Below are 14,918 nucleotides of genomic sequence, written 5' to 3'. Positions count from 1 at the left end.
ATAATTCTCTTATCTATACAAAGTAAAGTTTCCTACGAACTCTCGGGTATCGTCTTCACCATTGAGTTTGATTACATACCAATAATCTCCGGTTGGTAAGGTATTTTCTTGATAGAACCCATCCCATCCTTCAGGGCTATCGGCCAATCTATAGACTATACGACCATAACGATCGTAAACATTAAGAAACAGTTCTGGGAACTGTTCAATGTTCCTGGGTATCCATATGTCGTTTTGTCCGTCACCGTCCGGCGTAAAGAAATTTGGGATTTCAATATCAATAAACTCCATAAAGATTGTTGCCGTAGCTTCACAGCCGTTTTCATCTACAACTGTTACTTGGTAGTTTCCTGTTTCCTTGATGTAGTAGGTTTCGTCGTCTCCATTGTCGATACCGTTAAAAAAGTAGGTGTATCCTTCTCTTCCTCCAGTGGCGACGACAGTAATTTCGTTTAGACTACGTTGCTCTAAACTAATTCCTAACGGGTCAAATGCTTCCACTTCAAAAGGGAAGGTTCGGGTGCATCCGTTTTCATGAGCAATGGTTAGCGTATGCAGACCAGGTGCAATATTCATAAAATCCGGGTCCAATTGCAGATCACTCGGATCTGTACTATCCAATGCAAATAATAGATACAATCGTTCAGTGCTATCTTCAAGGGTAATTTCAATACTATTACCCAGCGTGCCATCAGGACAATCGTAGATTACCGCTACAGTTGCATTTATATTAACACCTTCTTCAATAACTACTGTTTGATTGGTTTCACAACCGTTAGCATCTTTTATGAAGACAATATAATTGCCACTAGAAAGGTCGACATAGGTCAACTGATTTTCTACATAATCTCCTTGATTGTTTGAGTTAAGGCTAGTACTGTATGGAGCCGTGCCGCCTGTTGGGGCAATAGTGATTGTCCCATCGGCCTCGCCAACACAAAACTCTGGAGTTACGGTAACTTCCATTTCTAACAATTCCGGTTCAGTAATCGTAAATTCTATCAGTTCAAAACAACCCTTACTATCCTGTACGATAACCGAATAGTCTCCGGGGGCAAGGTTTTCAAAACTATTTACATCGTCAAACTGATTGAGATTCGGGGAAATGGCATACTGATAGGGAGCTGTACCGCCTTCTATATCTATTACAATACTACCATCGTCATCACCATTACAGAGCACATCTGTAATCGTTGGAGTTGCCACTAATGCATCTGGTTCCGTTATTGTGACTACCTCTGACGTAACTTGGCAGTCTTCGCTTATAACACTTACATAATAAGTGCCATGTGGTAAGTCGGTGAACAGTCCATCAGCTTGGTAGGGACGAATCTCATTTGTTAAACCTGTATCCGAAAATAATCCGTATTGATAATTACCAAGACCGCCATCAGCCACTGCATCGATAAGTGCGGTAGGTTCTCCGTTGCAGTTTACAACTGCTGCGGAAGTATCTAAAGTTACGGTAAGATTCTCAATAGAATTTACTCCTACTTCATTGGATATGACAGATACACAGTTAAAACTATCCTGCACAAAGTATTGATACGTTCCGGCCACAACATTTTGAAATTCGTGGGTGTTTGCACCGTTTAATGCGTTCATAGGATTAAAGGTGGTTCCATCCACACTCCAAGTATACGGCGCTGTGCCTCCTTGAGCAGTTAAGACTAAAGTAGCATTTTGTTGACATCCAATGGACTGTGTAGTTAATAATTGGGCACTTACCTCAACCGGATTCACGATTTCAGTTATGGGCGAAACATACCTACATCCCATAGCGTCCAATACTTCGATGGTGTAGAATCCTGCTCCCAAATTGTTGAATATACCGGTAATTTGACTCGCAGTATTTTGCAACAACGTACTACCTGAGGCATCGCTATAAGTATTAAGTATGTACCTATAAGTGCTGGATACGTTCCTTGGATTTAATGTTAACGTTACAGACGCATTTGTATCTCCCTCACAAGCTAACGTAGATTGTGAAATTAGACCGTCTATGGGGTCGGGCAATAGCAGTTCAAAAGCATTTGTGAATACCTCTGTACATCCTAGCGCATCGGTTACATTTATAGTATATTGACCAGCAGTTAAACCTTGGAACAAATTAGAATTTACTCCGTTCGCATTGGCTACTATGCTAGTTGTTGTATTTGTTAGTTGAATAGTGTAAGGTGCGGCTCCGCCTAAAGGATTTACCAAGGCAGTTCCTTGGTCATTACTACATCCTACATCTGTTTGTGCAATCGTATCCAAGCTTAGTGGAGCACTTGGGGTAGTGATGCTAAAGGAACGTACTTGTGTACAATCTGGGAACGCATTCTGTACCACTTCTACCACATAGTTGCCAGCGGGAACACTAATCGCTGCTGTTGGTCCTATGTTTGCCGAATTTCCGGTTAGTATGGCCGTACCATCGTCCGAACGATCCGCTGGGGTACCATTACTGTTGAATATTTGCCAGTTGAAGCCGCTTGTATAGCTTGCATCCGTTATAGAAAGAGTAATACTGCCATCATCGCCAAAACAAATGGCATCCGAAAGTTTATTGACCGTTACATTAAAGGTGTTTGGATCCGCTACTGTATGAGATACATTTAATTCACATCCCGTTTCAATATTACGAGCAACAAAGGTGTAACTACCTGGTTGTAGGTCAGTAAATAGGTTTGAAGCTTGGAATACTGCTGAAGTAGCAAGTTTAAACTCGTAGTTTGCTGGGTCGGAAGCAAAACTAGTTATGCTACTTGATACATCTATTGAAATATCCTCGCCAAGATTACTACATGAAATAGTTTCGTCTATATGTACTGTCGGGGTTCCCAATGTGTCATATGCAGGAACATTGACTAATACCTCTCCATAACATCCATTTTCATCTACAACACGAATCATAACATCACCGCCACTAGTGTCGGTAAATGTATATGCGTTGGCAGAACCATTTTGTAAAATAATGCCGCTACCGTTCTCAATAAATTGATAGCGTGTATACGTGCCAGAACCTCCGGTGATACTAGCTAAGTCTATTGCTATGGTCGCATTTTCTTTGTTATTTCCGGAGGAACAACCAAATGGCGAAACCGTCGGAGCATCAAATGTAATCAGATTAGGTTCGTCTACCAGTATGTTGTTTATAGTTGTAGTACATCCATTGGGTCCTGTTGCCGTAAGTTCATAAATTCCGGTAGGAAGGTTATCGTACGTGTTAGTCGCTGAATTAAAACTTCCATTGTTTGGGACTAGGCTATAGATCAACGGATTGTTGCCATTATTAGTCTCTGTAATAGCTATCGTACCGTCACTACCACCGTTACAGGTTACATCCGTAGGATTGGGGGTGAAACTAGGTTGTACCGCCGGTGGGACTACTACAGTAAACGTACGGCTACATTCAGGACTACTGGTTCCTATATCATACACATGTAAGGTATAGGTATCCGCTACAGGAACCATAGTTGCTATAGAAGCGGTTGGCATGGTTTGTCTAGTAATTACGGTTCCTGCAGTATTAACTATTTCATACTCATAATTCGTAGAACCTGCAGAAACGGTAAGCGTCAACTCTGCTTCTTGTCCAACACCACAACCTAAGTTTTGGGTAAGGGAAGCGGTTGCCTGAAGGCTTGGGTTTACCGTAATAGCGCGCGAATCGGTACAACCATTCCCGTCTTTTACAAGGACGGTATAGCTGCCTGAAGCGACATTATTGAAAACACCTCCGTTGTTTACATAAGTGGTTCCATTATCCAAAGAATAGACCATTGATGAAGCACCTGTGGTAGCGTTAATTGTCACTGATGCCGCGGCACTACAATTATCCACAACTACGTCTGTTATAACTGGATTTGCGGTCAAGGTCATATTCACATCTCCTAAGTTGTAAGCGCAACCATACTGGTCACTCACTTGTACGTTGTACGCTCCGGCTAATGAATTTGCTGGAATTTCTATAGGATTATCCATAGTTCCGGTAAGTGTAAATCCTGATGGTCCACTTACGGAATACGAATACGCACCGCCACCTCCTTGAATATTCTCAACCAAAATAAGACCGGGATTTTCACAACTGATATGTTCAATTGCGTTAAGCGTTCCTGTAATCGGGTCTAATTCTTCCAATAACAAGTTTTCGCTTCCGCTAATACATTGCGGTGTACCACCGGAATCAACTTGTTGAATTTCGATATAATATTGATTTGGTGCCAAACCATTAACAGTAATTGTACTTGAATACGTTACATTCCCTCCGCTTGTGGTAATGGTGTTACCACTAATATCGAACAAGGTCCAGTTCATTTCTGGTTCTGTAAAACCATCAGTATCTAGAATAGAATATGTTATTTCACCATTATTTCCACCGCTACACGAGGGCTCGTAAACCGATGTGATTTCCATTGGATTGGTTGTAATATCGTTGACATTAACATTACTTTGTCTAACACAGCCTGCTGCATCCCGCACGTAAAAGGAATAGGTTCTACCGGGTGTTAAACCAGGAAAGGTATGTGTTGTTCCTAATGCATAAGGCGTCGTCCACCCATTAGCTGGTGTTATTTGATTAAAGTTGGCTGGATCCTCGGCATAGGTATACTGATATGGCGCGGTACCGTTTTCTCCTCGTACCGATACTTGTAGTTCGTTACAATTTACGATAATAGGAAGAAGGGTTATGTCTAAGTCATCTAATGGAAAAGGAATGACAAATGGAGGAAAATCAACTTGACAAATCGTATTCCCAGAGCCATCAACGGTACGCATTGAAGGATTAACTGTGCTACCGGACACGTAACCTGTAATTACATCTGTAGTACCAGGAACGCTGTTATCGCCAGCTGTCCAATCGCTTCCACCATCAGCACTAAATTCAATTGTACCCAAGGTAGTAGGATAGTTACTAAATTTAAACCCAAAATCATTTACATCTCCCGTACATGCAGCAGGAGTTTCGCCTTCGATATCGGCTGTTAATTCAACTGGTTCGATAATAGTGATGGCGTTAACAGATACGGAACATCCTGCGGCGTCAGTGATAATTACATTATACTCACCGGGCGTTAAGTTAAAATAGGTCCTGGAAGTTGCCATAACACCAGTTTGCGTAGCATCTGATGTTCCATGATCTACATCTACCAATTGGTAGGTAAATGGAGCGAGACCGGAGGTGATAGCCACATCGATGCTGCCAGTGTCACCAAAACAAATGGCATCCGTAGACAAAGCGTTGAATGCCAGTACTGGAGCACTAGCTACTGTTACCGTTTCCAAAAATTGACAAAAAGGTGTAGTTGCACCATTGTCCCTAACGTATACGTCATAGTCTCCTAAAGTTGCATTCGTTACGGTAAAGTTGTCCGTAGCTCCAAAATCGCTATCCTGTACAGGAGTTCCCGTGGGTAAAAAAGCATAGGCATATGTTCCTACACCGCCACTAGGAGTTACGGAAATACTACCATCTGCACATGCGCTTACATCAACAACATCTACTTGTGCCAGCAGGGTAGGGGAAATCTCTATGGTTTCTACAGGAGAAACACATCCAAAACTATCGGTTACCTCTACATCATAAGAGCCATTTGATAGCCCATTGAAGGTATAGGTTAAGGCCGTTGCAGGCGTTGGTGCCATCCAGGCGCCACCATTTATCCTAAACGTATATCCACCGTTACCAGTATTTACAGAAACGTTTAAGGAGGCATTGTTTTGACCATCATAACAGGCTGTAGGTGTCACATCAAAGTCTATAGCAGTAGGAGGGTCTATTTGTACTTGTGTTGTAGATACCGTTTCACATCCATTTGAATCCCTAACACGCACTACATAGTCGCCATCTGGTATATTCGGGAATCTAGGGTTGCTCTGGTATGCTGCTATTTCTGTACCTGAAAGATCTTCTATTCGGTATTCGTATCCTGGATTTCCACCTGTTGCCGAAGCTTCCAAAGTACCTCCTGTGTTCAAACAGGTATAATCTGCAATTTGGGTTAGAGAAGGAACTATAGGTGTCGGAGCACTTATGGTCACAGGAAAATCGGTTGTACAGGTATTATCCGTCACTTTACGAATCTGTACGGTGTAGTTGCCCGCGGCAAGGTTAGCCGTTGTGATTATCGGAGATACCAAAGAAGTGTTCCAAATAGTACCGTCGGTAGAATATTCAAAACCGGTACTGGCATCAAAATTGGCCACTTCAAAACGAATGGCACCGTCTGTACTTGTTGCACAACTTGGGTCAACGATACTCAATAGTGTAGCTTCAAACGCCTTTCCTGTTTCTACAACCACGGCAATATCGGTAGTTTTTTCGCAGATTTCCGGTGTTTGGGAGGCTTTTATATCATCTAATATCAGCTCGTTACCATCTTCGCTAGGTTGGCTACTTCTTAGCACAATACCAACAAGCGCGTTTGCACCAGGATTTAAGGTAGCTTCCCTTAGGTGCCAATCGTTCGAATTGTTATTTTTTGGAATTTCGTTTGTTGTAAAACTGCCTAACACGTTGTTGGAAGCATCTACCAATTCTATAGTAATTTCCGGATTATTGCCCGCAAAAGCTGTTTGTCGCAAGTTATAGGCCCAAAATGCAATGTCAATATCTCTATTTGGCAAAACTTCTATGTTGCTCCTGCTCCATAAAATACTGTTAGTGCCTACCAAGTTGTTACTGGGGTTTATGGCCATAAAACGTCCGTTTACCAATCCAGAATGATCATTAGGATTTCGATAGGCAGGAATTGGATTGGTAACGTTGCTTGTAATCGAGTACTCACCGTCTACCAGTATTCCTGCCGGACCTAAGTTGCATAGCGTTTCACTCCCATTTTGTGGTTCATAACAATACCCTGTGCCTACCTCACCTATTTGGGTATTTGGTCCCGCTCCAAAAGTCTGTAAGAATAGTGTACTTTGATCAGGAGTAATAGTAGTGGTATATCCTACCGTAACGGTCTGTGTTCCTGGGCTTACATTGCTAAAACTATTGTTGCTTGCCGGGGTGTTTAAAGTGCCGTTAAGGGTAAAGGTATATTCTAGATCCGTTGTGTTGGATGGCGTAATGGTGATGTTTCCACTACCATCACAATTATATGTAATGGCATTACCAAAGCTTGGTGTTGCCACCGGATTTGGAACCGTGATATCCATATTATGAATACAACCAAGTGCATCTTGGACAGCAACTTGGTAGGTTCCCGGTAATAGTCGTTGTTCGTCTATTGCACTAAAGTTGTTACCTCCATCAAAGCTAAATAGGTAAGGCGCTTGGCCACCGTTGGGGTTTACTATTTTTATCAAGGCCCCTGCCGGATCACAAAATACATCCTCTATAATCGAAGGTGAAGCAGTTAAACGGAAAGGTTGGTCCACTTCATATATAATCGTTTCGGTACAAGCATCCGTCCCGCTTCCGCTTGCATCTATTACAGTAATTTCGTAAAAACCTGCTGCAAGATTCACAAAGGTATCGGTAGTTTGGAAAGCACCTCCATCGATGCTATACTGGTATGGTGCCGTACCTCCAGAAACTGCAACCGTTAAAGACGAGGTACCCGAATCTGCGCAGGTAATTTGGGTGTGCGTTGCACTTACGGACAAGCTGCCTAAGTCTTCTATGGTCACCTCGTTGGAAATAAAGGAACATCCACTCCCGTCTGTTACAATAAAAGTATATTCTCCTTCTTCTCCAGGTATATATGTACTAGGAGTTCCGGAGTATCCAAATAGGAAATTGGCACCGTTTCCTGTTTGTATTTCGGATGCAGGGATATCCGAAATATCCGTATATAAATCTGTACCATCTTTACTCCAAATTGCCATTTGGTAATTGGCATTGGGGACACCACCACCTGGTGTAAGATTTACTATACCAGGGGTACAGGTAATATTGTTTTGTACCGAAGCTGTTAAAGTTAAGTTTGGTGTGCGTTCAACTGTTATCTGCTGAGAGTCTAAACATCCATTATCCGTTTCTGTAACGATGATATAATCTCCTGGTGCAACCCCTGTGAATGTATGGGTATTGTCGTTAGCAGCCAATAGGTCACGGACAAAAGTTCCTGTTCCACCATTACTACCGTCATCTAATCGAAGTTCATAACTGTAGTTCGGAAGCACATTTAAAGCTTGAATGGCTATGGTTCCTAGATTATTACAATCTGCTGGTGTTGTGCTGAGGTTTACTTGAAAATCGCGTTCCAATACCCCAATATCCCCAGTCTCGAAAATACAGCTATTTGGAATTGGAGTGCCTGTCAAAGGATTTAATTGGGTTATTTGTACTTTATATGTACCGCTATTGGCAATGCTAAATATGGGTCCGTTATTTGCCGAAAAAGGCACAATAACTGCATCGTTGTTCGCTGCATCTACCAACTGGAACCCGTACCCGGATCCTACATTGGGTATACGAATGGAACCACTTGTATCACATAGAATATCTTCTACAATAGGTTCATCTATAACCAATTCGTTTTTGAATACATTAAAATAAAAGGTGCTTGGACAACCCCCTTGGTATCTCAGTACTATCCGGTATTGACCACTTTCCGTAACCGTAAAGTTGTTATTTGTAGCCACGGTGTCCCAAGTACAGTTTAGATTTTTATTCGCACAATCGTCTCCACTAGCCGTGCAGCTTCCTTCTACAAGCTTTTCCCAAGTAATACTTTGAGCATCGGTAATTCCCAACTGTATTGTGGTTTCGTCATTGGCGCCGCAGAGGAATATCTTTTGTAAGTCGTCTTGATCTACAGAACAAGTAACCAGTTCCCCTTGTAAATTGTTATCCGGATTGTTATCCGAATTTACTTGATTAAAGAAATCTATGATCGGATTGGTCTGGGTACTTCCAAAACGCTCTACTCTAATACGTTCTACCATGTTAGGGCAGCTACCATTTGAGGATTTTTCAACAATGTAATCACCAATTGCCGTAACAAATAAGGTGCTAGCGTCATTATCCGGGTTTCCATCGTTCATAACAGTATCAGTTGCGTCAACTTGTCCATTACCGTTCGTATCCAACACCCAATTGTAGGAGGTAAAACCAGGACCTGCGGTTAGAATAACACTGTTGTTACACAGTTGGGCAATTCTAAATTCATTACAATTCGTAAGGTCGTTGAATATGGAATTACTGGCTACCACTGGAGCAGTCGCACAGACTGAAATAGGACCGTTCCCCGGTTCATCCGAAAATACGTTTGTATTTTGGGTTCCAGTATAAGTTACATATGCATTATTCTCTAATTGAGAAGAACAGGCCGCAACGAAATCCGTGCAGTTACCGGCTATAGTAACTGTAATTCGTATCGTATACTCTGGCCTTCCTATTTGTACTAGATTGTTTGGTATAGAAAAGTTCAAGGTATTCGTACTCAAGTCGTGACTATTGGTAATCCCACTCCCAACGGGGACGATTACATTGTCCAAGCTTACATTGGCTGGCAGTACATTTCTTATTGTAAAATTTTGGACATTATCATCTCCGGTATTTTGGAACCTAAGAACATATTGTATGGTTTGTCCAAGACTTACATCTTGTCCGTTGATATCGGTACCACCTAAATTTTCTGTTGTATTGCCTAATAGTATTTCCGGAGCGAAAACTCTGGTGTAGGAGGCACTGGTTACAGCTCCAGAAGTATCCACTACAGGTACTCCGGCACCATATTCGCCGCCGTCACCGCCATCGGCATTACTATCTTTATAAAATTCGTTGGCATCGGTACACCCATCGCCATCGCTATCCAAGTCTAAATGGTCTGGAAAACCATCGTCATCGGTATCACAATTGGTAGTTAAAAAGTTTCCGAGCATGTTGGTAGGGCCTACTACAGCTTGGTTAATGACTACGGTATTGTTTCCAGAGCCGTTCCAGTTTACCGTATTCGCAGGTGTTGTTAACATCAAAGGCTCTAGGGTGCCATTGGAGGTTCTGGTCCCATAAAGAGAAAATAATCCATTTTCATCAACCACAACCCTTAATAATGGAGTTCCTTCCGAACCTGTTAACGAGTACACTTGCGGATTACCACTTTGGCCATAACCGGACCCATCAAGAAATCGTACAAAGTTTCCAGGAGCATTTTGAAACTGTATTTCACCTGCGACATCGGATCCGTTAATGGTAAGATTAAAGGAATTATCCAATCTATAGATGTCGTAAACAAGGTAGTCCTGATTACTGGAAAGTGTACCGGTAAAAGCACTTCCGTTAGCAATGTTTACACTTAACGAATTGCATTCGTCGGTATCGTAAATCCCGTCGTTATCATCATCTACATCTGTTGTGTCATTAATACCATCGTTATCAAAATCGTTATGAACCGTGATATATGCCGTAGGATTATCTAGTGTAGTGTTCGTGTCTATTTGATCCTGTGAGTTTGTAACGGTATTGATAAGGCTTAACAAGGGTAAGGTATCTATTTCGTCTGCACGTACCCTTAGCTCTAAACGAGCGGTTTCGCCTCCTAATAATGTTCCTATGTTCCAAGTGTTGCCGCTCCAGTTTCCGGTAATCGTACTGCTAGATTGCAAGGTGAGTCCGTCGGGAATATTGTCGGTAATCTGTAAGTTGGTTAACGGACCCACGCCAAAATTTCTAACCTGTATCGTGAATGTAGCTAGTTCCCCTTCCATAATTTCGGATTGGTCAACTGTTTTGTTCACAACAACATCTGGATCACAATATAGTGCCGTAATAGGCTGAGAATCATAAGTACAAGGGCCTTTGGTTCCACGAACGAAATAATCGCCTGCCCTTGTAGCTGCAAAGCTTAGGCTGTTCGCTCCAGGAATGGCAACGCCATCTTCATACCACTGGTAAGCATCAAAATTTCCTGTCGCCTCATATATTTCGGAGCCTACAAAACAGCCGGTACCGCCCCTGACTTCTAAAGTTACCTCTGGTACGGTATCAAAACCTGAAAAATATCCCGCTACACCTCTTGCTCCGTTATATCCAAAAAATCCAATAGCCATGGGGCCAGTGGATTGTACACTGATATTACCATCTAGGTTGGGAATGTAGAACGTTTTCCAATCTGTTGTTCCTGCCACCGGTCTTGAAGGCGGCAATGGAACTGTTGTACTTCCATTACTAACAACAATATTGGCATCCGGTGTATTAACCGCGGCAATAATGGTAAGGCCACCAGTGACATCCGTTCCTGCCATGTTTCGAATATCAGGTATATTATCCATAACGTCCGGAAGCAGGCAGTTCACAGGAGCCACAAAATTTAACCCTTGGGTGTATGCCTGGCTAGCACCCGCCATACATTGGTAGGCATAAGCATCCTTGGAGGTTTGAACAAACATATTGGCACCCACGGTATTTGAGGAATAGTAGCTGCTGGGTACCTCAAAGTACTCTCCGTTATTTATCGTAGCAATAGGAGTGGCGGAGCCATTTATAGAAATTTGGGTATTGTCCGCTGTGGCTATAATAAGCGGAAATTCTGTCCACCCGTTTGGGTTTCCGTTACCTCTTACAAATACATAGTCTTTACCCAATCTATTTTCTGGTACAGGTTGGTCTATACCCGCATCTCGGTTACTGGCATTTGCTTGTCTTCCAAAGTTCATGGAACCGTTACTAATAACGATATCTCTGTCAGAGGTAATGGATGCCCCTATCCAACCTTGACGATTTGCAACTGTTGAAGCGTTGCCCACATAGTTCTCAAAGACAAATGATTCGTTTGCATTCAAAGTTACGCTATAAGAATCTGCTGTAATACCTGCAACGTTGTTCCCAAGTCTAAATTCACAATCCGGATCGTAACCGGAAAGGGTTACCGTGGTGTTATCTTCGGTAGCCATAATCCCTAGGGTGTTAGATTTGGATGGGTGCTCTCCCAAATTAGGTACACCGCCCCATTTAAAGTTCCTACCCATTGCTACCCTACCTTTGGATGTCAACGAGGCAGATTGGGCATTGCTGCTCCCCCTATAATTTACATAAAAACGATTACCACTTGGCGATTCAAACCGGAGGCCACTATTGGTTAAAACGATTCCTGTATTCGCGTTGTCGACCAAAGTGATATTATTGTCACCTCTTCCAAAACTGTTGTATACCGCGGGATTTACGTTTGAAATATTAAAGGTAGCTACCGGTACAGGATTTGTTCCTCTGTATGCGTTTACCGTAAAGGAAGTAGGTTCTGGCGTAGAAAGATGAATTTCTTGTTGGTCTATACCTTGGCGGTTTTGCCCTTGTTTCATTGGTGGCAAATAGTGAAGATCGCTAAGCTGTGCATGTCCAACAAAGGAAAATAAAACGGCCAGTAGTAAAAATAACTTTTTCATTGAATGCGATTCCTATGGATTATCGTGCGCTAAAAAACCAATTTTTTGCTGTGTGGGCAATGATTTGTTGTCAACCAACGTATTGCTGTTGTGTACACGGTTAATTAGTTGGGAAGGTATTTGGGACTGCCCGTTATTATGGTCTTTATCGATATTTTGCTTCTTGACACTACTTCCTCCTTAATTTGTACCTTTAGATAGAAAATTGATGATTATGGAAGAACGATTGATGTCCAAAAAAAAACCCGCTTATCCTGTAAATAAACGACTGGATGATTATCTATTGAATTACAATAGAAAAATCGAGATTCCGATTTTTTATGAGGATTTACTTCGATTTTCCGGTTCTGTTGTGGTTTATGATAAAAATGAGGAGGATACCTTATGGATCAGGGTATATTATTCGGAATACGAAAGAAAGGAAATCGACGATAGTTTAAAGAAAGTGTATTCTATTTTACATTCCGACGGAAGTAATAACATCCATCAATATTTAAACGTGGATGCTGTAGATTTTTGCACGTTTGGAAACTCAAAACCATTTCGCATAAAGATTAGGAACATATTAAACGATAACTTCACCTATTTCTATATCAAGAAGACGGATGCCTCTCGGATCTATGGGCTGGAACTGGAACATATGCTCTCCCCTTATAATCTTAATTTTTTGGTCTATAAGGATACTTTGATTGAGGAACATATTGCAGGAATACCGGGCGATGAGTTTATTAAGAACATATTGCCTACTTGCACCGAATCAGAAAAAGCACAATTAGCCAAGGAGTTCGTTAAATTTAATGAGCGGTGCATGATTCGACTTTTGGGCGATATGCGCAGTTATAATTATGTCATCGTTCCCGTGCACGATTTTGATCATGTGGTGTATAGGATAAGGGCCATCGATTTTGATCAGCAATGTTATGAAGGGAAGCTCAATGTTTACAGGCCTCAGTTTTTTAAGGAGAATTTGAAGATGGTAGAATTGGTTCAGAAAAAGTTACTGTCGGACTCCGTAGATCAATACAAACTAGAAGAACGTTCTATTATTGCAAAAAGAATTTTAAGCTCTAGTAAGCGTATTAAAAGAATACGATCTGTAATAAAGACGGATAAAATTTCCACGAAAGAAAACGTTGCTTTACTTCGAGAACATATATATGAACTCACTTTGGACATGGATTTTAAAAAATGCAGGACCATGGGACAGATTTTGGATTTGGCTCTGAATTTTGTTCGTAGAAATTATGAAGACGTGAGTATGAAGCAGATAATTGAACAAAATATTAAGATATAGGCTCCGTAAACCCTAAAAGGAGAGGAACTATTTTAGTGGGTAGTTGTAGTCATCGGTAATTTACAATTAGGGGCCATTACGAGTGACTATCAAAAAATAAAAATGAAATGTTTTGCTACAAGGGTTTCTAATCTTGTTACAATAAAAAAGAGATGTGAAAATGCCTCAAAGAGAATATCAGATTAACTTTTCTGCTCTTTATTAAAATACACCAGGTAATAATACATCTGACGCTCTTCGTCCCAGCCTTTCTCAACAAATTTTTCAGCAGATTCCGGATTAATGAAATCCATTTTAATCTGAATATTCGTGTCCAGATGTATAACGTTTTTGATTTTCTTTCTAGCGTCGGACACCGCTTTGTTAGCAATGTCAAAGTTGGAGACGTCTTCAATGCTATATTTAGGACCTTTTTCTGTCTTATAATGTTTAAACTCCGGTATAAGTTCCGGGTTAGCCATTACATCGTTCAAAAAATTGGTTTCTTCAAAAGCATCGTTTTTAGCAAAATGGTTTACCGCGCGGTTCATGAACAATACCTCTTGCTGTTTGTCTTCGGCAGGTAAAACCACATCTTTTGCAAAATTTTGACAAAGTTTAAGATAGTTTTTGGTCTTAAAATTATCGTCTGATAATGCATCTACCCCTAAGAAATTTTCTAACCAGTACTTGGTATCATACTTGTTGCTGTCAACAGAAAGCACTTTGTATCCCTCTTCCTTGTTAACATTGAAAATAAGACATCCTTTGTCCAATTTATTAATGTTTATTCCTTGTTGCACGATAATATCTAAATTGGCACTGTTTTCTTGGAACTGTAGAAAGTCATGCTTTAACTCGCTCTTAAAAATCCCTATGGCATCTACTTTTTGGTTATCTAAAAGAAGGCCTGTTAAATAGCAAACATAGACTTCACCGCTTTTAATATGTGGGTGGTTGGATTGCTCAAATAGATGTGTAGCAATTTTTTTGGAATTGTAATGACTGGTGGCATGGTCATCAAAAATAGAACTTACAATTTTAAAAAGTTCGTTGAATTCTAAATCAACTTCATTTGTAAGTTTATAGTAGTTTTCCTCCTTTTCCCGGAACGGTTTAAAGAAATATTCTTTTAAAAGTCCGGTAGTTTCATCGTTTAAAGAAAAGGGTTCCTCAGATAAAAACACACCTTCATTTTTATTCTTATTTCCTACTCGGTGAATAGATATATGTTCTATCTGTGTGGCGTATAGGTTGATCATTCTTTAGTTCAGGGTTAAGGGTTTAAAAATTCAAGGTCCACAGTTTGCCCGCCGTTGGAGGGGTA

3 protein-coding genes are annotated in these 14,918 nt (G+C 41.1%); 1 reads left to right on the top strand and 2 read right to left on the bottom strand.

What is annotated here, in order from left to right:
* Positions 1–9: 9 nt before the first annotated feature.
* Entirely contained in the window at positions 10–12,318 is a 12,309-nt protein-coding gene (locus MS6x_RS04135; protein WP_482605499.1) for a T9SS type B sorting domain-containing protein, read from the bottom strand.
* A gap of 211 nt (positions 12,319–12,529) precedes the next feature.
* Here MS6x_RS04135 and MS6x_RS04130 point away from each other — a divergent pair, with 211 nt between their 5' ends.
* Positions 12,530–13,612, top strand: a complete 1,083-nt coding sequence (locus MS6x_RS04130) for a hypothetical protein (protein ID WP_482607141.1) — start codon at positions 12,530–12,532, stop codon at positions 13,610–13,612.
* A gap of 182 nt (positions 13,613–13,794) precedes the next feature.
* Here MS6x_RS04130 and MS6x_RS04125 read toward each other — a convergent pair whose 3' ends face one another.
* Positions 13,795–14,853, bottom strand: a complete 1,059-nt coding sequence (locus MS6x_RS04125; RefSeq protein ID WP_482605498.1) for a nucleoid-associated protein — start codon at positions 14,851–14,853, stop codon at positions 13,795–13,797.
* Between the last annotated feature and the right edge of the window lie 65 nt (positions 14,854–14,918).

The organism is Maribacter sp. MS6, assembly GCF_056839185.1.
The sequence above is the reverse complement of the archived record's forward strand: the minus strand, read 5'-3'. Positions and strand labels throughout refer to the sequence as shown.

What these genes read in the sequence shown, in the direction of transcription:
- MS6x_RS04135 (WP_482605499.1), bottom strand. Translation starts at nt 12,318, where the DNA reads ATGAAAAAGTTATTTTTACTACTGGCCGTTTTATTTTCCTTTGTTGGA.
- MS6x_RS04125 (WP_482605498.1), bottom strand. Translation starts at nt 14,853, where the DNA reads ATGATCAACCTATACGCCACACAGATAGAACATATATCTATTCACCGA.